The organism is Paraburkholderia sp. BL23I1N1, from assembly GCF_003610295.1.
GTDB lineage: Bacteria > Pseudomonadota > Gammaproteobacteria > Burkholderiales > Burkholderiaceae > Paraburkholderia.
This window is the reverse complement of the sequence record NZ_RAPV01000001.1, coordinates 2,908,019-2,930,975: the sequence shown is the minus strand read 5'-3', so window position 1 is coordinate 2,930,975 and position 22,957 is coordinate 2,908,019. Positions and strand designations below refer to the sequence as shown.

Here is a 22,957-nt window from a genome sequence, read left to right as displayed (position 1 = left end):
AAATGGCTATTGTTGAAGTCAAGGTTCCCCAGCTGTCCGAGTCGGTCTCGGAAGCCACCATGCTGCAGTGGAAGAAGAAGCCCGGCGAGGCTGTTGCGCAAGACGAAATTCTCATCGAAATCGAGACCGACAAGGTCGTGCTCGAAGTGCCGGCACCCTCCGCCGGCGTGCTCGCACAAGTGATCTCGAACGACGGCGACATCGTCGTGGCGGATCAGGTGATCGCCAAGATCGACACTGAAGGCACCGCAGGCGCCGCTGCTGTCGAAGCCGAAGTGAAGCCGGCTCCCGTGGCCGCACCGGCACCGGCTGGTGCACCGGCCGCTCAGGCTGCATCCGCAACGGGTGCGAACACCGCTGCTTCGCCGGCTGCCGGCAAGCTGATGGCTGAGAAGGGTCTGGGCGCGGGCGACGTCGCCGGCACGGGCCGCGACGGCCGCATCACCAAGGGTGACGTGCTGACCGCGGGTCAAGCCGCACCGGCACCGGTTGCCAAGGCTGCACCGGCCGCCGCACCGAAGGCTGCCAAGCCGTCGCTGCCGGACGTCAAGGCGCCGGCATCGGCCGAGCAATGGCTGAAGGATCGTCCGGAACAACGCGTGCCGATGTCGCGTCTGCGCGCGCGTATCGCCGAGCGTCTGCTCGAGTCGCAGCAAACCAACGCCATCCTGACCACGTTCAACGAAGTGAACATGGCGCCGGTGATGGACCTGCGCAACAAGTACAAAGACAAGTTCGAAAAGGAACATGGCGTGAAGCTGGGCTTCATGTCGTTCTTCGTGAAGGCGGCTGTTCATGCGCTGAAGAAATTCCCGCTCGTGAACGCGTCGATCGACGGTAACGACATCGTCTATCACGGCTACTTCGACATCGGTATCGCGGTCGGTTCGCCGCGTGGCCTGGTGGTGCCGATTCTGCGTAACGCAGATCAGCTGAGCCTCGCCGAAATCGAAAAGAAGATTGCTGAATTCGGCCAGAAGGCCAAGGACGGCAAGCTGTCGATCGAAGAAATGACGGGTGGTACGTTCTCGATCTCGAACGGTGGTGTGTTCGGTTCGATGCTGTCGACCCCGATTATCAACCCGCCGCAATCCGCCATTCTGGGCGTGCACGCCACGAAGGAACGCGCTGTGGTCGAAAACGGCCAGATCGTGATCCGTCCGATGAACTATCTGGCGCTCTCGTACGACCACCGGATCATCGACGGCCGCGAAGCGGTGCTGTCGCTGGTCGCGATGAAGGATGCGCTGGAAGACCCGGCGCGCCTGTTGCTCGACCTGTAATCGACGGTTCGGCCGGCGTCGGCTTGCTATCGCGCAAGTCGACGCCAACTAGGCAGCATGTCTTCAGCATTCCGCAGTACTTGAACGACGCGCGCCACGAAGCGTGGCCGCACGTCCTTCCGTCATCAAAAGGATTGTCATGTCCAAAGAATTTGACGTCGTCGTGATCGGCGCCGGCCCCGGCGGCTACATCGCCGCAATCCGCGCAGCGCAGCTCGGCAAGACCGTCGCATGTATCGAAAAGTGGAAGAACCCGGCCGGCACGCTCAAGCTCGGCGGCACGTGCCTGAACGTGGGTTGCATTCCGTCGAAGGCGCTGCTCGCGTCGTCGGAAGAATTTGAAAACGCATCGCATCACCTCGCCGACCACGGTATTTCCGTGGAAAACGTGACGGTCGATATCGCGAAGATGCTGGCCCGCAAGGAAGGCATCGTCGAGAAGATGACCAAGGGTATCGAATTCCTGTTCCGCAAGAACAAGATCACGTGGCTCAAGGGCCATGGCAAGTTCACCGGCAAGACGGACGCCGGCGTGCAGATCGAAGTCAGCGGCGAAGGCGAAACCGAAGTGGTCACGGCAAAGAACGTCATCATTGCAACGGGCTCGAAGGCGCGTCACCTGCCGACCGTTCCGGTCGACAACAAGATCGTTGCCGACAACGAAGGCGCACTGACGTTCGACTCCGTGCCGAAGAAGCTCGCCGTGATCGGCGCCGGCGTGATCGGGCTGGAACTCGGCTCGGTGTGGCGCCGTCTGGGCTCGGACGTGACCGTGCTCGAAGCGCTGCCGGAATTCCTCGGCGCGGCTGACCAGGCACTGGCCAAGGAAGCCGCCAAGCAATTCAAGAAGCAGGGTCTGGACATCCACGTCGGCGTGAAGGTCGGCGAAGTGACGACGACCGACAACAGCGTCACGATCAATTACACGGACAAGGACGGCAACGCGCAAACGCTCGAAGCCGACCGCCTGATCGTGTCGATTGGCCGCGTGCCGAACACCGACAACCTCGGTCTCGAAGCCATCGGCCTGAAGGCGAACGAGCGTGGCTTTATCGACGTCGACGACCACTGCGCAACGGCGGTGCCGAACGTGTACGCGATCGGCGATGTGGTGCGTGGCCCGATGCTCGCGCACAAGGCTGAAGATGAAGGCGTGATGGTGGCCGAAATCATCGACGGTCAGAAGCCGCATATCGACTACAACTGCATTCCGTGGGTGATCTACACCGAACCGGAAATCGCGTGGGTCGGCAAGACCGAGCAGCAACTGAAGGCCGAAGGCCGTGAAGTCAAGACGGGCCAGTTCCCGTTCATGGCGAACGGCCGCGCGCTGGGCATCAACAAGGCGGACGGTTTCGTCAAGATGATCGCCGACGCGAAGACCGACGAACTGCTCGGCGTGCATATCATCTCGGCGAACGCATCGGACCTGATCGCGGAAGCTGTAGTGGCGATGGAATTCAAGGCGGCCTCGGAAGACATCGGCCGCATTTGCCATCCGCACCCGTCGCTGTCGGAAGTCATGCGCGAAGCGGCTCTGGCCGTGGACAAGCGCGCGCTGAACATGTAATCGCGCACGCCTGACTGAACGCAATTCTGGCATCACCACAAAGGCGGGCGGGTTCACTCCCTCCCGCCTTTCTTTTTGCAGCAACACAATGAACGTCACCGAATACTACGAAAAAGAACTGCAGACGCGGGGTTATCAATCGGACCCGGCGCAACGCGCGGCGGTCGACCGTCTGCAGCGGTGCTATGAAGAGTGGGTCGAGTACAAATCGCGCCGCTCGAACGCGTTCAAGAAGCTGATCATTCACCCGGACTTGCCGCGCGGCGTGTACATGTGGGGCGGCGTAGGGCGGGGCAAGAGCTTTCTGATGGACAGCTTCTACATGATCGTGCCGGTGCAGCGCAAAACGCGGCTGCATTTCCACGAGTTCATGCGCGAGGTGCATCGCGAACTGGAAGATCTGAAGGGCACGACCGATCCGCTCGACGAACTCGCGCGCCGTATCGCCAAGCGCTACCGGTTGATCTGTTTCGACGAATTCCACGTCTCGGATATTGCCGACGCGATGATCCTCTATCGTCTGCTCGACAAGCTGTTCGAGAACGGCGTGCAATTCGTGATGACGTCAAACTACGATCCGGATACGTTGTATCCGGACGGTCTGCATCGCGACCGCATGCTGCCGGCAATTGAGCTGATCAAGTCGAAGCTCGACGTGATCAATGTCGACGCGGGTATCGACTACCGCAAGCGCACGCTGGCCCAGGTCGAGGTGTATCACACACCGCTCGGCGCGGCGTCGGACAAAGCGTTGCGCGACGCGTTTTCGCGCCTCGCCGCGGTTCCTGATGAGAGTCCTATCCTGCGTATCGAGAAGCGCGAGTTGAAGGCGCTGCGGCGCGCTGACGGCGTCGTATGGTTCGATTTCGCCACGTTGTGCGGCGGTCCGCGCTCGCAGAACGATTACCTGGAACTGGCGAGCCGCTTTCACGCGGTGATCCTGTCCGGCGTGCCGCAGATGTCAGTGCGCATGGCCTCGGAGGCGCGCCGCTTCACCTGGCTGATCGACGTGTTCTACGACCACAAGGTGAAGCTCCTGATGTCGGCGGCGGTGCCACCCGATCAGTTGTACGTCGACGGTCCGATGGCCAACGAATTCGCCCGCACGGTGTCGCGCATCATCGAAATGCAATCGAAAGAATATCTCGACGCACCGCGCCGGATCGTCGATACGTCGCTGACTTAAAAAGCCGTGTGAGGCGGGCGCGGTTGCTTTTGCGATAGATCACAGTCCGCTCAGCGAATAGGCGGAGTCTGACGGCGTATTTTCAAAATTCGGATTGATCTTATATTCCGTCTGCGGACGACTGGATATCTTCTTTGTGATGGTTCTGACAAAGGAGAAACCATGAATCCTTACCGTGATATCAATGATGAAGAATGGCAACGTGTTGCACCGTTGCTCCCCGAGTTGCGTCCGCGCTCCGAACTGCGTGGCCGGCCGCTTGCCAACACGCGCTCCGTGCTCAACGGCGTGCTGTGGGTGAGGTACAGCGGAGCCACCTGGTCCGCCATGCCGCGCAAATACCCGTCGTATCAAACTTGCCATCGCCGCTTCACGGCATGGTATGAATCCGGTGTGCTCAAGCGCGTCATGGAACAACTTTTCGGCGCGGCGAGCGAAGAACTCTGCAACCTGATGGAAGCACGCATGCGCACGCATGTGGGCGCGGAACAAAAGAGCGTTGACGAAGGTAAGGTTCCGGCCACGGCGCCCGCGGTGTACAGCCCAGCACCGGTCAAACCGTTGCCGTCGTCGCCGTTCGCGTACGCGTCGCCTTTCAAACACGCGGCATGACAACCGCTGCATGACAACCCCAACCAGCCAGACTCAAACAAAAAACGGCCGGACGATGGCGATCGTCGGCCGTTTCTTCTGATTCCATCAGAGCTGCGATAGTGGCCCTGATGGAAAATCATCTTCACGCATCAGGCACCGCGCTGCCTGAACGGTTCGTCCGCTATTGCTGGCGAACCCAGGTTTGCGAGCGGCCCAGCAGCGACACGCCAATGTAGCCGCGCACCACCAGCTTGTTCCCACCGTCTTCCAGGTGCATCTTGCACTTGTAGACCTTGCCGTTTTCCGGGTCGAGAATCTGCCCGTGATCCCAGCCGTCGCCGTCCTTTTGCATATCGTTGATGATCGTCATGCCGAGAATTAACTGATCCTTGCGTGCATCGGTACATTCAGTGCAGCGGCGATCCGGTTTATCGTTCGCATTGAGCCCCTTGATCACCTTGCCGCTCAACGAGCCATTGCTGTCCTGTGCAATTTGCACGAGGGCTTTGGGCTGGCCGGTGTGATCGTCGATGGTTTGCCACGTGCCGATCGGGGAATCGGTCTGCGCCATCGCCGTGACGGCGCTGGCGAGCAGCACGCCGGCGAGGGCGGCATGTTTGGCTGTGCGAAGCGCGATTGCGCGCGCGCGTTGAGTGAATTGCATCATTGTCTTCCTCCTTGATTAAAGACGGCGCGATCATGGTCGCGCGGCGTTATTGGCATCTCGGGCAGCTTTCATCTGCAGGCCGCCGTGATGCCCTCTGGTCGTACCCCTCAGGTTCGACTTCGGCTACATCGGTCTGCGGCTCGCGGCTCGGGTGCCGCGGGTCGCACATCGTCAGCGCAGAATACGTGAAAGTGCGCGCGCCGTTTGATAGTGGAACCTCTAATCAGGACGCGGCGCTTTTGATCCTCAGTTCAGCTGATAGGAGAACGTCGCGTTGATGCGCGGGCTGCGCGACGCGCTCTCCACCGGTGCGTCGCCGATCGGCTTGGCCACCGACAAGTCCAGGCTGTAATACTTCGCGTCCGAGATCCGGAAGCCGAATGCGATCGACGACAGCCTCGACGGCGACGGCGTCCCCGCATGCAGAAAGACGCGGGCCATGTCGAACGAAATATAGGGTGTGAAGGTGCGCAGATAGGTAAATCCTGGCGTGAACGCCCGGTTGACTTCGAAGATGGCGCCCCAGCCCGAATCGCCCGATGCCTCTCCCGGTTCATAACCCTGCGCAAAGCGTTGCGCGCCGAACGAGATCTGTTCCGATGTCGGCAGCGAGACGCCGCTGTATTGGCCGGTCAACGAAACCGAGGTGCCGATCTTGAGCGGCCACTCGTTGGTTTGCGAAAAGCTTGCACCGGTCCGCACGAAATTGATCGACGCCGGATTCGTGACGGGCGCGCCGGGAACGTTCGAGTCGCCGGATTTCGATGCGCCGAGAATATCGAATGCCTTCGCCACCGTGATGCTCGCGCGGCGCACCTGGCCGGTTTGCGCGCTGGCGTAGTCGGCCTGCAATTGCAATACGCGCACCTGCGAACGGAAGCCAATCTGCGCGCCGGTGTCGTGGTTGTTATAGCGGTCCTCGTCGTGCGACGCATAGACGGAGGCCGTGCCGATCACGCTTTGGGCGTTGCTCAACAGGATCGGATAGGCCAGCGAGCCGCCAATCTTGTCGTTGATGACCGTGCGCTCGATATAGGAGGGCAGGCCGGGATTGTCGACCGGATTGCCGCGATAGTGCGACGCGTCGATCTTGCCGATCAGTCCGTTGCTGCCGATCGGCACCGCAGCGTGTGCCGCGAGATAGGTGACGTTGTCACGCCCCTTCGGCAGCAAGGCGGACACGCTCAACTGTTCGCCGAGGGCGGTCAAACCGTTTTCGGTGGCAGTCAGCAGGCCTTGCACGCCGGGGTGATTGAAATCGATGCCGGTGCTGAGGTCGACCGGTTTGCGGTCTACGTTCAGTTCGAGCGTCGTGGCGCCGTCGGTGTTTTGCGGCGGCGCTACGTTGGCCGCAACCTTCACGCCGGGCAGCAGGCCCAGCACATTGATGTAACGCTCGAAGGTCGCGCGCTTGAGCGGCCGGTCGGCGACGATGTGGTCGGCGATCGCGCGGATCTTGTCTTCGATCGCGCCTACCTTGCCCGTCACCTTGACCGTCGATACATAGCCTTCCACCACGGTCACGCGCACCACGCCTCCTTCGAACGTCTGCGCGGGAATGAACGCGAACGAGAGCGCATAGCCGCGATCCTGATACAGCTTCGTGACGCCGTTGGCAACCTGAATCAGATCGCCGATGGTGGTGTCCTTGCCGACGAGCGGCGTGAAGCGTTGCGCGACTTCGTCGAAGGGAATGGACTTCACGCCCTCGACCTGAATCCTGGAGGGCGTCAGATGGCGGGCGAGCAGTTCCTGAAGTTGGGGGGCTTGCGGTGCAACCTGCACGGTCACGTTCGGGCCTTTGTCAGGCGCCTTGATCTGCGGCAGCGAATCGAGCGGATTGCCGCCGACAACCGAACCGGCGGGGCGCGACTGCGCTTGTGCTTCTGCCTGCATCGCGCTTGCCGCTATCGCGGCGAGCACGAGGGTCCATTTACTACCGTACCCGAGTTTCATCGGATTTTCCTCGTATGCCGTTCTTGTGTTGCGGACGCGCCGCCAGGCCGGGCTGGTCGCGATCGCTTATGTGTGGCTCGACGCATACTGCCATGCTTGCATGTATTACGTCACGTGCTCCGTCGGGCTTGAGCATTGTCTGCACAAGCGCGGAGCACGTGATAAGACGGACTGCCATGCACACGGTGTAACGGGACGTCCGAAGGGACGTCCTATGCACGTGGCATCGATGAAGCCGTTTATGCGGACTACTTATGGCTCACCGGCACGAGGCCGCTGAGTAGTGTCGTCAAGCCGCCCGTCGAACTGCTCGAGCTGCTCGTCGAGCCGGCCGCCGAGCCGAGCGCGCCGGTCAACGTGCCGACGAGAGCCGTCACGGGGGCGAGCGGGTTGCTACCGCCGCTGCCCGAGGCGCTGCCGGTGACGCCGGAGAGTGCGCCGGTCAGCGTCGACAGCGGGTTCGATGCGCTACCCGTGCCACCCAGCACCGAAGTCAGCGAACCCAGCGGCGAGCCGCCCGTCCCCGAAGTCAGTGCGCTCAAGGGCGTGCTACCCAGCACCGAGGTCAGGCCGGACAGCGGTGTGCCGCCGAGCAGCGTCGACAGTGAGCCGAGCGGGTTGTTGCCGAGCCCGAGACTCGCGAGCGAGTTTTGCAGCGGGCCGAACGGGCTGCCGTTGGCGGGCGGTCCATTGACGACGGCCACGTTGGTGCTGCCGACGAGGCTCGTAATCAGGCCGGGAATCGGATTCGCGCCATTCGGGCCGTTCGGATTGACGAGTCCGCCGGCGTTCGTCACCGTGTTGCCGAGCGAGCCGACCAGGTTGCCGAGATCGGCGCCGACCGGATTCTTCGTTGCCGTGCCGACTTGCGAGCCGGCCGAGTTCAACGCGCCGCCGATTTGCGCGAGCAGGCCGCCGACCGGTGCGCCGAGGCCGGTCTGCGTGCCGACCGTCTGCGTCACGAGTCCGGCGGTCTGCACGATCGGTGTGATCGCGGTGCTGAGCGGCTGGGTGAGCTGTTGCACCGGCGCGGAGGCCAACGAATTGCCGAGCGTCGCGCCGCCGGCGTTCAATGCGCCGGCAGTCGTGGACAGCACGGTTGCAAGGGGTGTGGTGAGCGGCGACAGCGGCGCGAGATTGCCGGTGCCAAGCCCGCCGACCGTGGTGCTCAGACCTTGCACGACACCGCTTGTCGAACTGACCACCGAGCCGAGTCCGGCGACCGTGGTGCCGACCGGGTTGGAGGTCGTGCCGATTTGCCCGAGACCGCCGCTTACTGCGTTGGCGAGCGAGTTCAGGGTGCCGCTCGCACTCGACACCGTGTCGCCGAGACCTTGCGTGACTTTCGGGCTGAGGCCCGGGATGGTCAGGGAGCCGATCGTGTTGCCAAGGTCGCTGGTGGTCTGTGCGGCGGCGGTGGCGAGGCCATTGGTGCTCGACGTCGAGGCGGTGGGCGTGTTGCCACTGGTCGAACCGCCGCCGCCGGCGCTACCGGCGGATGCACTCGATGGCGTGGTGACGCCATTGCCGCCACACGCGGCGAGCAAGCCGCCGACCGCGATGGCGATCAACGGTGCGCGCAACGACAACACGGTCTCGCACGCCGCATGGTGAGTAAAAAAACGTTGGGTGGACATGTGTGCTCCTCAGTGTCTTCTAAGTGTCGCGTGTGGTGTTTCCGTGCGCCGGTGCAACGGGTGTCTGAGCGGCGCGGCTCAATTCAGCCGGGTTCCAGCACAGCCGGGGCGCTGCTGGCGGGCCGCGCTCCGGGTCTCCGGACGCCGGGTTTCCGATTACTGTGCTTCCTTCGATCGCTGCAACGGTATTGCTTACTTCTTCGACAGACCGCCGAGCAGGCCGCCGAGGAGCGACGTCACCGGGGCGAGCGGGCTGCTGCCCGATCCTTTGCCGCTCGTGCTCGACAGGGACAGGCCGGGGCCCGAGCTGGTCGACGTGGTCGTCGTCGTGGCCGGCGTGTTGGCCGCCGTGGTCGTGACGCCGCCGAGCGCGCCGGTGACGCTCGAGAGCAAGCCGGTCACCGGGGCGAGCGGGCTGCTGCTGCCGCCGCTCGCGCCGCTCAGGCCGGTTGTCAAGCTCGAGAGCAGGCCGGTGACAGGCGCCAGTGGGCTGCTGCTGCTCGAGGCGCCGCCCAGGCCGCCCGTTACGCTGCTCAGTGCGCCGGTGAGCGGAGCGAGCGGGCCACTGCTGGTGCCACCGGTCAGGCCGCCGAGTAGGTTGGTGAGCGGAGCGAGCGGACCGCTGCTGGTGCCGCCGGTCAGGCCGCCGAGTACGCTGGTGAGCGGAGCGAGCGGGCCGCCGCTGGTGCCGCCAGTCAGGCCACCGAGTGCGCTGGTGATCGGAGCCAGCGGATTGCTGCCGGTGCTGCCGGTGAGCGGGCCGCCCACCGACGCGACTGTGGTGCCCGTATCCGTGACCGTATGGCCAAGAGCGGCCGTGATCGGATTTCCGCCAGTTGCGCTGATCAGCGTGCCGGCCTGACCCAGGCCGCCGCCGAGGGTCGAGAGCAACGTGTTCAGCGGTGCGCCGAGGCCCGTGGTGTTGCCGACCGTCTGCGTGGTTGCCGCGACCATCGACGTAATCGGCGTGATCGCGGTGCTGAGCGTTTGCGTGATTTGCTGGACCGGGCCCGTCGAGAGCGCGGTGGTGAGCGTGTTGCCACTGTTGGTCACTGCGCCGCCGAGCGTATTGACAACGCCGCCGAGTGGCGTGGTGATGGCTGCCAACGGCGCAAGCGGGCCGCTGCCGAGGCTCGTCACGAGGCTGCCTGCCTGCGTTACTGCGCCGCCGACATGACCGACCACGCCACCGAGGCTCGAAACGGTCGTGCCGACTGCGTCGCCACCGGTGCCGAGTTGGCCGAGCCCTTGCGATACACCGTTGCCGAGCGTCGAGACTGCCGAACCGACTTGCTGCACGATGCCACCGGCAGCCTGGGTGGTTTGCGCGCTGACGCCTGGGAGGTTTTGCGAGCCGATTACGCTACCGATGCTCGAGACCGTCGAGCCGAGATCGCTGACCACACCGCCGCCGTTGCCGACTACCGTGCCGAGTGCATTCGCGACCGGAGTCGTGCCGGTTCCTGTGCCTGAACCGGAACCGCTTCCGGAACCGTTGCTGCTGGTATTGCTGCCGGAGCCGCCAGAGCCCATCGAACCGCTGCCGCTGCCGCTGCCGGTAGTAGTCGAAAGTGCGCCGCCGGCGGAACCGCTACCGCTGCCGCCGCCAGTCCCGGAACTCAGGGTTCCGGAGCCGCCGCAAGCACCAAGAGAAAGCATTGCTGCCACGCTGGCCGCAATCAGGGTTGTTCGTACTGTCGTGTTGGCCGTTTGAATGTTCATGTCGCCCTCGCATCGCATGTGTTATTGGGTGTTGCTGCGTGCCTATCTCTGCATGAGCCGTGCCATTTCGACTGAGTAATGCAGATTATTTTTTTGCCGAGGGGCGTGAAACCATACGTGATATGGCTTTGCGAGGAATTGATGAAGTGTCCGCTAACCCGGATATACCCCGCGAGAATGAATTCGCTAAACGTTTGCGAGGGTTGCGTAACGTAACGAACCGCGTGCGCCGTTACGAAACGCCGCGTAACGCAGGCGCAATGAGAGGGTGCCGGGCGCTTGAAACGTTCTGTTCAAACAAATATTTAGTGCAGCGAATCTAACTCATGGTTATTCCTATGTGCTGCAACGCACGAACTGCCGTTAACCTGAGTACGGCGCGAAAACGCATACTGTGCCGAGCTAAGGGCAGCGGACAATTGCTTAAATATGATTGTTCGGCTATAAAACCCGAAAGCATCAAGGATTGACGCGGGAGGTGCGTAATCGAACAGACAGCGAATAGACATCTGTTTTATTGAAGCCGGCTGCAAGGCGGTGCTTCTGCAGCGCAACACGCAGGACCAGGAATGAGAGACCAATGGTTCGCAGCGCTCAAGACTCCGTCATCCGAAGTGGTACGTAAACAAACGAAATAAATGAAAGTCCGAGGGTAAAAATGAAAAAGTTCACACAACGCTTCCTGAGAGATAACGAGGGCGTGACGGCCATCGAGTATGGTTTGATCGCGGGGTTGATGGCGGCATCGCTTGTAATCGCGGTCGGCTCTATCACCGGCGCGCTTCAGACCTCATTTGCAGCCATTGCCCTCTTAATTAAGGGCTAAGGGTCTGGCGGCGGCGGTTCCAGTAGGGGAAGTTTAGGGGCGACCGGGCCGACCTGGTTAGTCTCGCGCCCTTTCTGGAACAAGGCCAATTGAGTTTTCAGTGCGGACTGCTCATGCAGTCCGCACTGATATGTCTCGCCCGTCGAGTCCATCATGAATTTACCAGTCGCCGACATTCTATTTGTCGTGTGGGCCGCGGCTATTGCTATATGTGATTGCCGCAGTCGACGCATTTCCAATTCGTCTGTCGTTGTTGGATTGGCAGCGGCATTTGCGTGCGCGCTATTCCAGCGCAGCCCTTTTAATATTTCGGCCGGACAGGCAGCATTGGGCGTTGTCGTCGGGCTGGTCGCATTGCTGCCGTTTTTTGCGCTGGGTGCAATGGGTGCCGCCGACGTCAAAGTTTTTGCCGCACTAGGTGCCTGGTGCGGTATGCACACGCTGCTCGGAATCTGGGTCGCCGCGAGCCTTGCAGCCGGAGTGCATGCGCTCTGGCTGCTCGTCACGACCCGCACGCGACTCGCTACGATCGGGCGGCACGCCGGTCCGACTTTCGAGGTGGGCGGTAAAGCATCGACCCCCTATGCGGCGTGTCTGACAGTAGCGGCCTGTGCATGGCTGGCGCTGCAAATGTCCACGGGTGTGCTGCGATGAGATCTTCCATGACCCCGTCCATGAAATCGCAGAAAGGGCTCGCGTTTGCGCGCCGCCAACGTGGCGCCACTGCCGTCGAATTCGCGCTGGTGTTCCCGCTGTTCTTCACGATCGTCTACATGATCATCACCTTCAGCCTGATGATGGTGGCCCAGCAGAACCTGACACTGGCGGCCGAAGAAGGCGCGCGCGCTGCGCTGAATTACCAGCCCAACACGTCTTTGCAAAGTGCGCTCACCAATCGCGCCGCGGCAGCCTGCGTCGCAGCCCAGGCCGTAGTGGCTTCGATCGTCAGCGCCGCGACCTGCACGTCGACTGCGAGCGCTTGCAGTCCCACTAACGGGATGCAGTGTGTGCAAGTCGCAATGGCTTACGACTATCAGAACCACCCGATCGTGCCATCGATAGCACTTCTGAGTATTACGCTGCCGAAGACGCTGACGAGCAGTGCGACGGTCCAACTCAACCCGGAGAATATTCAGTGACGCACGCGCTGGTACTCAGCCTTCCCGTCCGCCGACGCGCGTATGAACGCTCGCGCTGTAGGGAATCGTTCAATCGAAGCGGCGAGTCATCATGCCGAATCTAACCAAAATTCTCGCCGGTGTTCTGATCGCGGTCGCGTTGCTGCTCGGCCTGTTTGCCTGGACGCTGTCGCGCCGCCCAGTGCCGGTGGCCGTCACGGCCGCCATGCAAGCCACTTTTCCGGTGGTGGTGGCGACCCGTACGCTGCCGGCGGGCAAGGCGATTACCGTCGACGCTTTGCGCGTGCAGTCGCTGCCGATCAATCCGAACGGCGCCTTCACCGATCCGGCCCAGTTGACAGGCCGGGTACCGAATGCGGATATCAGTGCGGACTCGCCGGTGCTGGAAACGCAATTGTCGTCGGGGCTGGCGGAGCGTATCGAACCGGGTGAGCGCGCCCTCGCAGTACGCGTCGACGAAAGCAATGCAGTGGCCAACCGGCTGCGGCCCGGCAATTTCGTCGACGTGTTTTTTACGCTCAAGCGCGATAACGCCGGCGTCGGCAACTCCGAAGTCGACCGCACCCAGGCGCGCCTGCTGATGTCGAAAGTCCGAGTGCTCGCGTTCGGTAATGCGACCGCGAGCGGCGACACCGCGGGCGACCCGAACGGCATGGTGCGGACAGCGGTACTGGCGGTGCCGGTTGCAGATGTCGACCGGCTGACGCTAGCGGAAAGTGCCGGCCGGTTAGTTTTCGCGCTGCGCAATCCAAAAGATACCGAAGTGGCCGACGAAAGCGCTTTTGCCGCGTTGCCAGGCGTGCTGAAGACTTCCGCGCACGCCGGTTCCGGCGACGCGCTGCAGGACTCGACAAAGGCCGCAGCCGGCGTTGCCCTCGACACCTTGTCCGGCACCGCAAGCCTGCCGGGTGTCGCGCCGCGGTTCGCGCCAGCGCCGCATATGCTGGTTGCGCCGACCCGCGTCGCAGGCAATACAAACAGTACAAATAGCGGTATCGAAGTGATACGGGGTGGGCGCGCCGAAACGGTCGCCTGGTAGCGGTTTTAGGGAGCGGGCGGCCGGACGCGTCCATGACTACATGACAAAACGGATTTTTGCACTTGGGACGGCGACGTACGTCGGATTTGCGTTGTTGGCTGCGTCAGGCGCGGGGCACGCGGCCGATGCTACCCAGCACGCGCGAAAGGCGCGCCCGGCACAGCCTGCCTCATCGGCCGAACCTGCGCAGCTGGTGGCCGGGCAAACCATTGGACTGACGGTCGGCGGCCAGCAACAGGTGGCGACAGGCCACGTGCTGCAGCGCATAGCGCTCGGCGACCCATCGGTGGCCGACGTATTGATCATGAAGGGTAGCGGCCGTGGAGGTGTACTGCTGGTCGGCAAGGCCGCGGGAACCACGAGTTTGATGCTGTGGGAGCGCGGCCGCGATACACCATTGACGTACACGGTGAACGTCATTACGCAAGCGGCGGCTTCGCTGCTCGGCCCCGATACGCCGAGTGTCAAGGTGCTCGGCGGTACTGCGCTGGTGTCCGGTTCGTCGGCGACGATGGAAGCGCATCAGCGCGCTGTTGTCGCAGCGGAAGGATCGGTTGCAAGGGATGGCGCGGCGGGTAAGGACGGGGCAGCGGCGAAAGATGGCGCGGTGTTCGATACGTCGACCGTTGCCAGCCGTGCTGTCGTGCAGGTTGACGTGCGCGTCGTCGAATTCAGCCGTTCTGTGCTCAAGCAGGTCGGCTTCAACTTCTTCAAGCAGAACAACGGTTTTACGTTTGGCTCTTTTGCGCCATCTGCATTGACCTCGGTTTCGGCGACGGCGGGCCAGGCACCCCAGATGACTAGTACGACGCCGCTGTCGTCGGCGTTCAATCTGGTGTTCAACTCGGCAACCCACGGCCTGTTTGCCAACCTGAGCCTGATGGAAAGCAATAATCTGGCTCGCGTGCTGGCCGAACCGACCCTCGTGGCGTTGTCGGGACAGAGTGCAAGCTTTCTCGCTGGCGGCGAAATCCCTGTGCCGGTGCCGCAAGGGTTAGGGACGACATCGATCGAATATAAGCCTTACGGCATCGGTCTCACGTTGACGCCGACCGTACTGGGTCCGCAACGCATCGCGCTGAAAGTCGCGCCGGAGGCGAGCCAACTCGACTTCGCGAACGCGGTGACGATTAGCGGTGTGTCAGTGCCAGCGTTCACGACACGGCGCACGGACACCACGGTCGAACTCGGAGACGGCGAGAGCTTTGTAATCGGTGGGCTGGTTGACCGCGAGACCACATCGAATGTATCCAAGGTGCCCTTGCTGGGCGACCTGCCGATCATCGGAACGTTCTTCAAACAACTGAGCTATCAGCAGAACGAGAAAGAGCTGGTAATCATCGTGACGCCGCATCTCGTGTCGCCGCTGGCGAAGGGAGCGACCATGCCGTCGACGCCGGGTGAACAGTCTGAGCAGCGCAACGGTCCGGTGTGGCGCTCACTGGTCGGCGGTTTCATTGCGGGCGATGCAGCGCCGGGGTTTTCGAAATGAGGGCGCCGAAGCTTCGCTCGACGCACGCAGTAATCGGATTACGCGAAGCAAACAGATGCATGCGCACATGGCCTGTGCGCGGCAGTATGCAGTACGACGCGGCGGCCTGGCTGCCGATGCCGCAAAAGGATGTCCAACATGAACGCGAGAACGCATTCATTGACTGAACGGGCGGTCACCGATTATTTTGTGTTCGCTTCGCTAGCCGACGAACACGTGCATTGGCTCTCCAATACGCTGGTAGGCGCTGGCGCGGTCGAAGCGGTCACGCTCGACCCGGCAATGCTCATCCAGCGCATTGGGGCGCTTAACCCGTCGCTGGTGTTCGTCGACTTTTCCGGCGGCCGTGCCGCCGCGGCGAGTGCTGCTGCGAGCGCGGTGCGCAGCGCCTATCCAGGTATGCAGATCGTCGCGATCGGTTCGCTCGCCGAGCCGGAAAGCGCATTGGCCGCGTTGCGTGTCGGTGTGCGAGATTTCATCGATCTGTCGGCACCCGCTGAGGATGCTTTGCGCATCACGCGCCAGGTGCTCGACAACCTGGTCGAACCGGTCAGCCGCCATGGCCAGGTGACCGCACTGCTTGGGGCGCGCGTCGGCATGGGTGTGAGCACGCTGGCCGCGAACCTCGCGGTAAAGTTGCAGCGGCGTGACGTCGCGAAAGGGCGGCAAGCCGCATTGATCGACCTCGGCTTGCCGGCGGGCGATGGCTCGCTGCTCCTGAATACCCGCAGCGAGTTCAATTTCGTTGAAGCTGTGCGCAATCTGCGCCGCTTCGATCAAACCTTCGTGCATACCGCGCTATCGCACCACACGAGCGGCCTCGCACTTACGACGCTACCGCCGAACCTTGCCGATATGCGCGAGGTGTCATATTCGTCGTCGATCGGTTTGCTGAACCGGCTGCGGGCGTTCTTTGACCAGCAGATCTTCGATCTGGGCGGATTCAGCAATGTCGAATTCATCGCCCATGTCGTGCAGGCCGCGGACGAAGCGTGGCTGCTGTGCGATCAGGGCGTCGCCTCCATCGTATCGGCAGTGGGTGTGCTCGACGCATTGCGCGAAGAGGGCGTCGATACTGCCAACGTGCGGTTGATCGTCAACAAGTTCGACAGCGACCTCGGGCTAGCCGCCGTGCAGATCGCTCAGCGTCTGGAGATTCCATTGCTGACGACACTGCCGGAGCGGCGAGTAGCGCTCGGCCAGGCTGTCAACCAAGGGCATCTGCTGGCGGACACCGCGGCACGCGACCCCTATGTGCGTGCGCTGGAGCCGTTGATTGAACGGCTCGGTGGCGCCTCGAGAACGGCCGCGCAACCAGGCGGAAAATCCGCGCTTGGTGCGCTCAAGCGCTTCATTCCAACCACTCAAAAGCGGTCATAAACGATGGCAAAAGAAATTGAATTTGCCGACGACGCGCCTTCGTTCGCGCATAGCCAGCAGTTCCAGGACATCAAGAACGCTGCGCACGAACATCTGCTGACGCGTATCGAAGAGCTTGGCTCGGAGTTCGGCCGCTGGTCGCGTAACGCGATCAACCAGTTCGTCGATCTGGAGATGGACAGCTTTGTGCGGCTGCGCCGGATTCCGATCAACGAAGGCGAAGTGCGGCTGATCGCCGAGGCGCTGACGAAAGAACTGGCAGGGTTCGGCCCGATCGAAGATCTGCTCGCCGATCCGGCCGTCGAAGATATTCTGATCAACGGCTACAACGACGTGTACGTGTCGCGGCACGGGATCCTCACGAGGATTCAGGTGCGTTTCGCTGACAACGCCCACTTGCTGCGTATCGTGCGGCGGATTCTCGCGCCAATCGGACGACGCCTGGACGAATCGAATCCGATGGTGGATGCGCGTTTGCCGGACGGCGGTCGCGTGAATGTGGTGATCGAACCATTATCGATCGACGGGCCGATCGTCTCGATCCGCAAATTCCGCAAGGACCCACTGCGTCCCGACGATCTGCTGGCCAATGGCACTTATAGCCCCGAAGTCGGCGCGCTGCTCGAAGCAGCGGTGGCAGCACGGTGCAACGTGCTGGTGTCGGGCGGTACGAGTTCGGGCAAGACCTCGCTTCTGAATGCGCTCGCGTTCCACATCCCCGAACCGGAGCGGGTCGTGACGATCGAGGACACTGCCGAACTGTCGCTTAACCATCCACATGTGGTGCGGCTCGAAAGCCGACCAGGCGGTTTCGATGGCGCGGGCCTCGTGACGATTCGCGACCTGCTGCGCAATACCTTGCGGATGCGCCCGGACCGCATCATCGTCGGCGAAGTGCGTGGCGGTGAGGTGCTCGAAATGCTGCAGGCGATGAATACCGGCCACGACGGTTCGATGGGCACCGTTCACGCGAGCTCGCCGCGCGAGTGTCTGTACCGGCTGGAAATGCTGGCGGGCTTTGCTGGCTTCCAGGGCACGGAATCGAGCCTGCGGCGGCAAATTGCCAATGCGATTGACTTCATCGTGCAGATCGGGCGCCTCTCGAATGGGCGCCGGCGGATTCTGTCGATCACCGAAGTGACGGGTCTGTCGGACAACATCATCGCGACCCAGGAGCTGTATCGCTACGAACCGGTCGTGACGGCAGAGGGCGACGAGCTCGATAAGTGGGTGTCGCTCGGTATCCATCCACACTCGCCGAAACTGACACGTTTCCGTCAGGCCCTGGGCGGCGGGGCGCAGGACAATGCATTCGGTAACGCGGGCTTCGGAGGCGGTGGCGCTGGCGGCTTCGGCGGAGGCTTCAATGTCTAGCTCAGTGCTGGTCTTCGCGGCGCTCGCGCTGCTGTGCGCAGCAGGCGCGTTATTGCTATGGCAACGCGGCGCACAACGTAAAGACCAGATGAGCGCCGAACGCTTCATCGATAGCCGCATGGCGTCGGGCGCTGTTGGCGCAGGCGGTTTCGTGGCCAGCCCCCGTGTGGCGCAGTCACGCGCTGGTTTGCCCCCCGTGGCTGCGCCACAGGCGCCGCAGGCCGATGCCGGCTGGTTCGCCCGCGCGCGCTATCTGAAAGCGCGTGGCAGCTTCATGTTGCAGCATGCGATGGCCCGCGCGGGGATCAACAATGCGCGGGTGCCCGCCATACTGATGGGGGCGGTCGTACTCGTGTTGTGCATCTGGGCTGCGAGCGTCGGTGGCGTGTTGGCCGCCGCTGCCGTCCTGGTTACGTGCGGGGCGTTCATCTATTTTCTGGTGACGATGCGGGCCAACAAACGCCGTCAACAGATTGTGAGGCAATTACCGCTGTTTCTCGACGGTATCGTTCGCCTGATCACGCTCGGCAACAGCGTGCCCGCCGCTTTTCAGGCATCACTGCAGACCACGGAAGCGCCACTGCGCGAATGTCTCGACCACGTCTCGCGGATGTTGCGCGCCGGTGTCGAAATCGATCGTGCGCTCTCTCAGGTCGCAGTCATCTATAGCACGCGCGAGCTCGAACTGGTCGGCGCGGTGCTGCGTCTGTCGGTCAAATACGGCGGCCGTGCGGACGTGATGCTCGACCGGATGTCGTCGTTCATGCGTGATCTCGAACAGGCCGAACGTGAGCTTACTGCGATGTCGGCGGAAACACGCCTGTCGTCGTGGGTACTGGGCTTACTGCCGGTAGGTATTGGTGGTTTTCTGATTCTGTCCAATCCGAAATATTTCGCGTCGATGTGGTTCGACCCGACCGGCCGCAATGTCGTCTACCTGGCGTTTGCGTTGCAGGCGCTGGGCTCCTATCTGTTGCATCGAATGGCTCGGCTGAGGAACTGAAGATGCAAGCTCAACACGTTGCCGCCATCGCGCTTGCTCTCGCAGCACTCGGCCTGTTGCTGATTGCTGCGGTGCTGGTCGTGCGTTTCGCGGCGGCGCGGCGTAGTGAACGCACGCTGACGCATGCACTCGACGAGCGCGCGCTGCAGAGCGCGGCGCTCGCCGCTGCGGCGCGCGGCGGTGAGCGGGCGGACACCGGCGTCCCTGCCCGAAGTGGCCGGCCCGTGGGCTGGAAAGGCCTGTTCGAGCGTTTCGCACACGCCGGGGTGCGTTGGCTCGATACACCGCTCGGTCGGCAGATCGTCGCCGAGGAAGATCGCCGTCTGCTCGAACAATGTGGATTCGTCGACACGCGCATGCGTGGCCTGTTTCTGATCGCGCGCCTCCTGGGCATGGCCATACTGCCGTTGCTGGCTGGAACGCTCGCACGCGGGCATGTCTCGGCATCGACCTGTGTGGAGGTCGTTATTGTGGCCGCCCTGGCCGGTTTCATGGCGCCGAAGATTTACGTGGCGCGCCGCGCCAGCCGACGTCGCAACGGCGTGATTGACGAATTGCCGCTGTTGGTCGATCTGCTGCGTCTGCTGCAAGGCGTTGGTCTCTCACTCGATCAGAGCCTGCAGGTAATGGTGAGCGATTTTCGTACGGTGCTGCCGGTGCTGTCTCACGAACTGGAAATTGCACAGCGTCAATTCGCGGCCGGCCGCTCGCGCGACCAGTCGCTTAATCGCCTCGCGGCGAGTTATGACAACGAGGATTTGCGTGCGGTGGTGCGACTGCTGATACAGGTAGACAGGCACGGTGGCGCGGTGCAGGAGCCGCTCAAACTGTTCGGAGATCGCTTGCGCGAAGCGCGCCGCGCGATGCTGCGCGAACGCATTGGCCGCCTCACTGTAAAGATGACCGGTGTGATGATCGTCACGCTGTTGCCGGCCCTGATGATTGTCACAGCCGGACCGGGTGTGCTTGCCGTCACGAAGTCACTGCGCTCGACGCAACGCTGAGGATTTTGCAATGACTCACAGTTTTTCGATCGAATACCAGAAGTGCATCAAGCCACGAGGCGTGCGCGTGGCGGCTTTGTTATCTGTGTCGTTGGTGGTGTCGATGTGGCTTGGCGGGTGCGCGTCGAAGGATCTCGGGTATGGCGTGGGCCCGCAAGCCGAGCGCGCGGCGCTCGCCCAGCAGGCCAACCGCGACCCTGCGCCGGATACGCCGGGCATGTATCTCGGGCTGATCGATCAGATGCAGTCGCAGGGACTTTACTACGCGTCGCTCGCGCATATCGACGCCTATGAAAAGCAATACAGCGTGACGCCAGACACGATTCTGCTGCGCGCTGACGCGCTGCGTATGACCGCTCAACCGGCGGCCGCCGCGACCGCATATACACAATTGCTGAAGACACCGTTGGCGGCGCGGGGTTATCGCGGCCTCGGTTTGCTCGCCGGCGGGGCGGGCGATTTCGCGCGCGCCGCGCAGGAGTTGGAGCAGTCGGCGCAACTCGCGCCGACCGATGCGGTGACTTTGTCAGATCTTGGCTATGCACGCATGCGCAACGGCGATGTAAGCGGCGCGCGCGTGCCGCTGATGCAGGCGGCTCAACTTGATCAGAACAATCCGAAGATCGTCAGCAATCTCGTCCTGTTTCTGCTTGCCAACGGTGAGCAGGCGCAGGCGCTGGCGGTGATGAATCAGCAGAAGCTGGCGCCCGAAGTGCGCGCGGCGATTCGCGGCGACGCGGCCAAGGTGGCCGTGGCGGAACGCACGCAATCGCAATCTTCAGCGCCGGCGGTCCAGCAGTCAGGTGGACCGGCCGGCGCCATCGCGAGCGTGCAGGGGATCGAGCCGGCACCGCGCTTATTGCAGCGGTTTGCGCAATGAGCAACGGCGCAATCAGGGGACGGGATATGAAAAACAAACAGATGGAACGGGGTTGCATGGATTCAGTGGCACGTATTGTCATGAGTGCAGGGCTCGCGTTCGGCTTGACCGCGGGCTTGGCCGACGTGGCACTTGCTCAGACCAGCACATCAATGGAGACGGCGCCGGCTGCGAGCGAAATCGGTCATTCGGCACGTGCCTGGATCAGTCTGCAGAGCAGCAACGCGGAAGCTGCGCCGGCGCTGCCGATGCTGGGTGCGGAAGCGGGCCTTGCATATCGTCGCTATCTGGAATCGTTCAAGAGCAAGATTCCCGATCTTTACGAGTCAGCGTTAGGTTCTGGCGGCAACGGCAGCGGCACCACCGGCTCGCAATTCAGTTCCGGTTCGAGCGGCAGTAGCGGTGAGCGATGACATGCCCGGACGTCAATCTTCAGTGATCCTAGCCAGACGAAGGACGCGTGCGGGCTACGCACGTCGTGCCGGCGGCGCAGGCATGCTTGTGCTGCGCCGGCAGCATGGAGCGGCCGCGGTGATGGCCGCGATCTTCCTGAGCCTGGCGCTCGCGGCGCTGGGCGCACTCGATGTCGGCAATACGTACTATGCGCGCCGGCAGTTGCAGCGCACGGCGGATCTGGCGGCGATGGCCGGTGTACAGGTGATCAGCAGTCCGGCAGGTTGCGCGACGGTAACGACCGTCGCGCAGCAGAATGCGACGGCCAATGGATTCACTGCCGATGGATCCACCAAAACGCTTACGACTACGTGTGGGCGTTGGGATACCAGTACCAGCACTTATTTCGGCACGAGCGGTAATCCGCTCAACGCAGTGCAGGTCAAGGTCGCGCAGCAAGTGCCATTTTTGTTCCTCGGACCGGCGCGTAACGTGACTGCGACGGCCACCGCGCTGGCCTCCAATATCGATGCGTTCTCGCTCGGTACCGGCATCGCCACGATCAACACGCAACAATCGGCACTGCTGAACGCGATCCTGGGTGGCTTGCTGAAGACTAGCGTATCGCTGAGTATCGGCGATACGCAAAGTCTCGCGACGGCACATATCAAGCTTTCGGATCTGATGGTGGCGCTCGGCGCATCGTCGATGCAGGGCCTGCTCGCGACCACTGTGACTTACCAGAACCTGATGGTCGCGATGGCCAATGCGCTGCAAGCCGGCGGCGATACCGTCAACGCGGCGATTCTGCGAACGCTGGTCGTTGCGATTCCTGGCGGTCAGGACATAACCGTCGGCGATGGCGGTACGTCCGCGCCTGGGCTACTGGCGCTCGGACTCGCCAATCCGAATGCCGCAGCGACAGCGACGATCAATGCGTTCGATGCGTTGATGGTTGCCGCGCAGATCGCGGAGCGTCCGGACCCAACTACCGGCGTTGCGCCAGTGATCAACGTGACGGCAGGCCTGGCCGGTGTGGCGGGTATTTCGTTGCAGATCATCCATCCGCCGGTGCTGGCGGTGGGCGAGGGCGGTACGGTAGGCACGGGAGCGAATGCCGTGTACCGCACGCAGGCGAGCACGGCGGCGGTCAACGCGACCATCAATTTAATGCCGGTGACATTGCCTCCGTTGAATCTGGGCATTGTCTCAATATCAGCGCTCAGCACGCCGTTAGTGCTGACATTGACGGTCGCACAAGGCACGGCGGGACTGAGTTCGGTCGATTGCGAAAGCACCAAGGCGGCTACCAACGCCACGATTCAGGTTAAGCCGAGCATTGCATCGATTTGCCTCGGCGCCAATGCGTCCGGCGGCGGATCCGTCAATATCGCGACGATCTCGGTGGTGTTATTGGGTAATGTCGCGAGCATCGTATTGAACGGCATTGGACCGTTGCCGCTCACGCCCGGTTCGACGCCACTGGTCTTCGACGGCTCTTCGGGCAGCTTCGACGTGAGCAAGAGCGCCAATTCCAACGCGATCGGCAGCGATGGTGCAGCGTTGACCACGGCGTTATTTACGCAGTTGCCAGGGGCTTTGCACATTTCGCTCGGCTCTTACGATCTGTCCGGTCTCACGACTTCGATTCTCTCGCTCGTGACGACAGCCTTAACACCGCTGCTGCAGCCCGTGTTCAACCTCCTCGACACCGTGCTCGTCCCTACACTCTCGCTGTTAGGCGTACAAGTCGGCACCGCCACGGTCCACAATATGTCGCTGACATGCGGCGTCTCGCAACTGGTCAACTAG

Annotated in this window: 20 protein-coding genes; 16 read left to right on the top strand and 4 right to left on the bottom strand. The window is 62.5% G+C overall.

The window, feature by feature from the left end; genetic code table 11:
* Nucleotides 1–2: 2 nt before the first annotated feature.
* The 4 genes from odhB to B0G76_RS13720 all read left to right on the top strand — a co-directional run bounded on the left by odhB (nt 3) and on the right by B0G76_RS13720 (nt 4,651).
* Complete coding sequence (gene odhB, locus B0G76_RS13735; RefSeq protein WP_120292899.1) at nt 3–1,283, top strand: 2-oxoglutarate dehydrogenase complex dihydrolipoyllysine-residue succinyltransferase; 1,281 nt, start codon at nt 3–5, stop codon at nt 1,281–1,283.
* 139 nt (nt 1,284–1,422) lie between these two features.
* Nucleotides 1,423–2,853, top strand: coding sequence for a dihydrolipoyl dehydrogenase (gene lpdA / locus B0G76_RS13730; protein WP_120292897.1), 1,431 nt, complete (start codon nt 1,423–1,425; stop codon nt 2,851–2,853).
* A gap of 88 nt (nt 2,854–2,941) precedes the next feature.
* Nucleotides 2,942–4,039, top strand: a complete 1,098-nt coding sequence (gene zapE, locus B0G76_RS13725; RefSeq protein ID WP_120292895.1) for a cell division protein ZapE — start codon at nt 2,942–2,944, stop codon at nt 4,037–4,039.
* Between the two features lie 162 nt (nt 4,040–4,201).
* Nucleotides 4,202–4,651: a transposase gene (locus B0G76_RS13720; protein WP_120292893.1), complete on the top strand. Its 450-nt coding sequence runs from the start codon at nt 4,202–4,204 to the stop codon at nt 4,649–4,651.
* 163 nt (nt 4,652–4,814) lie between these two features.
* On the opposite strand, the gene B0G76_RS13715 is transcribed toward B0G76_RS13720, so the two are convergent.
* The 4 genes from B0G76_RS13715 to B0G76_RS13700 form a co-directional block, all read right to left on the bottom strand.
* Entirely contained in the window at nt 4,815–5,300 is a 486-nt protein-coding gene (locus B0G76_RS13715) for a DUF2147 domain-containing protein (RefSeq protein WP_120292891.1), read from the bottom strand.
* 246 nt (nt 5,301–5,546) lie between these two features.
* Entirely contained in the window at nt 5,547–7,256 is a 1,710-nt protein-coding gene (locus tag B0G76_RS13710) for a ShlB/FhaC/HecB family hemolysin secretion/activation protein (RefSeq protein WP_120292889.1), read from the bottom strand.
* Nucleotides 7,257–7,504: 248 nt separating this feature from the next.
* A complete protein-coding gene (locus tag B0G76_RS13705) occupies nt 7,505–8,893 on the bottom strand; it encodes a collagen-like triple helix repeat-containing protein (RefSeq protein ID WP_120292887.1) in 1,389 nt (462 codons plus the stop codon).
* Nucleotides 8,894–9,085: 192 nt separating this feature from the next.
* Complete coding sequence (locus tag B0G76_RS13700) at nt 9,086–10,615, bottom strand: collagen-like triple helix repeat-containing protein (protein ID WP_120292885.1); 1,530 nt, start codon at nt 10,613–10,615, stop codon at nt 9,086–9,088.
* A gap of 658 nt (nt 10,616–11,273) precedes the next feature.
* On the opposite strand from B0G76_RS13700, the gene B0G76_RS13695 reads away from it, so the two are divergent.
* The 12 genes from B0G76_RS13695 (at nt 11,274) to B0G76_RS13640 (ending at nt 22,957) form a co-directional block, all read left to right on the top strand.
* Entirely contained in the window at nt 11,274–11,441 is a 168-nt protein-coding gene (locus B0G76_RS13695) for a Flp family type IVb pilin (protein ID WP_120292883.1), read from the top strand.
* A gap of 153 nt (nt 11,442–11,594) precedes the next feature.
* Complete coding sequence (locus B0G76_RS13690) at nt 11,595–12,095, top strand: prepilin peptidase (protein WP_120292882.1); 501 nt, start codon at nt 11,595–11,597, stop codon at nt 12,093–12,095.
* 20 nt (nt 12,096–12,115) lie between these two features.
* Nucleotides 12,116–12,580 (top strand): TadE/TadG family type IV pilus assembly protein, encoded by a 465-nt coding sequence (locus tag B0G76_RS13685; protein WP_259460573.1) that lies wholly within the window; start codon nt 12,116–12,118, stop codon nt 12,578–12,580.
* 91 nt (nt 12,581–12,671) lie between these two features.
* The gene (gene cpaB / locus B0G76_RS13680) at nt 12,672–13,619 is read left to right on the top strand and encodes a Flp pilus assembly protein CpaB (RefSeq protein ID WP_120292878.1); all 948 of its coding nucleotides are present in this window, start codon (nt 12,672–12,674) and stop codon (nt 13,617–13,619) included.
* A gap of 40 nt (nt 13,620–13,659) precedes the next feature.
* Nucleotides 13,660–15,111 (top strand): type II and III secretion system protein family protein, encoded by a 1,452-nt coding sequence (locus B0G76_RS13675; RefSeq protein WP_120292876.1) that lies wholly within the window; start codon nt 13,660–13,662, stop codon nt 15,109–15,111.
* Between the two features lie 138 nt (nt 15,112–15,249).
* Entirely contained in the window at nt 15,250–16,491 is a 1,242-nt protein-coding gene (locus B0G76_RS13670; protein ID WP_120292874.1) for a fimbrial protein, read from the top strand.
* A 3-nt stretch (nt 16,492–16,494) separates the two neighbouring features.
* Complete coding sequence (locus B0G76_RS13665) at nt 16,495–17,865, top strand: CpaF family protein (protein ID WP_120292872.1); 1,371 nt, start codon at nt 16,495–16,497, stop codon at nt 17,863–17,865.
* A complete protein-coding gene (locus B0G76_RS13660; protein ID WP_120296366.1) occupies nt 17,858–18,868 on the top strand; it encodes a type II secretion system F family protein in 1,011 nt (336 codons plus the stop codon). The genes B0G76_RS13665 and B0G76_RS13660 overlap by 8 nt, the downstream gene beginning before the upstream one ends.
* 2 nt (nt 18,869–18,870) lie before the next feature.
* Complete coding sequence (locus tag B0G76_RS13655; RefSeq protein ID WP_120292870.1) at nt 18,871–19,872, top strand: type II secretion system F family protein; 1,002 nt, start codon at nt 18,871–18,873, stop codon at nt 19,870–19,872.
* 10 nt (nt 19,873–19,882) lie between these two features.
* Nucleotides 19,883–20,752 carry a tetratricopeptide repeat protein gene (locus B0G76_RS13650; RefSeq protein WP_120292868.1) on the top strand — a complete coding sequence of 290 codons (870 nt, stop codon included), beginning with the start codon at nt 19,883–19,885 and terminating at the stop codon, nt 20,750–20,752.
* 56 nt (nt 20,753–20,808) lie between these two features.
* Nucleotides 20,809–21,165, top strand: a complete 357-nt coding sequence (locus B0G76_RS13645) for a DUF3613 domain-containing protein (RefSeq protein WP_259460572.1) — start codon at nt 20,809–20,811, stop codon at nt 21,163–21,165.
* An 82-nt stretch (nt 21,166–21,247) separates the two neighbouring features.
* Entirely contained in the window at nt 21,248–22,957 is a 1,710-nt protein-coding gene (locus tag B0G76_RS13640) for a TadG family pilus assembly protein (protein WP_120292866.1), read from the top strand.

Coding starts and splice junctions, on each gene's coding strand:
- odhB (WP_120292899.1), top strand. CDS start 3: ATGGCTATTGTTGAAGTCAAGGTTCCCCAGCTGTCCGAGTCGGTCTCG.
- lpdA (WP_120292897.1), top strand. CDS start 1,423: ATGTCCAAAGAATTTGACGTCGTCGTGATCGGCGCCGGCCCCGGCGGC.
- zapE (WP_120292895.1), top strand. CDS start 2,942: ATGAACGTCACCGAATACTACGAAAAAGAACTGCAGACGCGGGGTTAT.
- B0G76_RS13720 (WP_120292893.1), top strand. CDS start 4,202: ATGAATCCTTACCGTGATATCAATGATGAAGAATGGCAACGTGTTGCA.
- B0G76_RS13715 (WP_120292891.1), bottom strand. CDS start 5,300: ATGATGCAATTCACTCAACGCGCGCGCGCAATCGCGCTTCGCACAGCC.
- B0G76_RS13710 (WP_120292889.1), bottom strand. CDS start 7,256: ATGAAACTCGGGTACGGTAGTAAATGGACCCTCGTGCTCGCCGCGATA.
- B0G76_RS13705 (WP_120292887.1), bottom strand. CDS start 8,893: ATGTCCACCCAACGTTTTTTTACTCACCATGCGGCGTGCGAGACCGTG.
- B0G76_RS13700 (WP_120292885.1), bottom strand. CDS start 10,615: ATGAACATTCAAACGGCCAACACGACAGTACGAACAACCCTGATTGCG.
- B0G76_RS13695 (WP_120292883.1), top strand. CDS start 11,274: ATGAAAAAGTTCACACAACGCTTCCTGAGAGATAACGAGGGCGTGACG.
- B0G76_RS13690 (WP_120292882.1), top strand. CDS start 11,595: ATGAATTTACCAGTCGCCGACATTCTATTTGTCGTGTGGGCCGCGGCT.
- B0G76_RS13685 (WP_259460573.1), top strand. CDS start 12,116: ATGAAATCGCAGAAAGGGCTCGCGTTTGCGCGCCGCCAACGTGGCGCC.
- cpaB (WP_120292878.1), top strand. CDS start 12,672: ATGCCGAATCTAACCAAAATTCTCGCCGGTGTTCTGATCGCGGTCGCG.
- B0G76_RS13675 (WP_120292876.1), top strand. CDS start 13,660: ATGACAAAACGGATTTTTGCACTTGGGACGGCGACGTACGTCGGATTT.
- B0G76_RS13670 (WP_120292874.1), top strand. CDS start 15,250: ATGAACGCGAGAACGCATTCATTGACTGAACGGGCGGTCACCGATTAT.
- B0G76_RS13665 (WP_120292872.1), top strand. CDS start 16,495: ATGGCAAAAGAAATTGAATTTGCCGACGACGCGCCTTCGTTCGCGCAT.
- B0G76_RS13660 (WP_120296366.1), top strand. CDS start 17,858: ATGTCTAGCTCAGTGCTGGTCTTCGCGGCGCTCGCGCTGCTGTGCGCA.
- B0G76_RS13655 (WP_120292870.1), top strand. CDS start 18,871: ATGCAAGCTCAACACGTTGCCGCCATCGCGCTTGCTCTCGCAGCACTC.
- B0G76_RS13650 (WP_120292868.1), top strand. CDS start 19,883: ATGACTCACAGTTTTTCGATCGAATACCAGAAGTGCATCAAGCCACGA.
- B0G76_RS13645 (WP_259460572.1), top strand. CDS start 20,809: ATGGATTCAGTGGCACGTATTGTCATGAGTGCAGGGCTCGCGTTCGGC.
- B0G76_RS13640 (WP_120292866.1), top strand. CDS start 21,248: ATGCTTGTGCTGCGCCGGCAGCATGGAGCGGCCGCGGTGATGGCCGCG.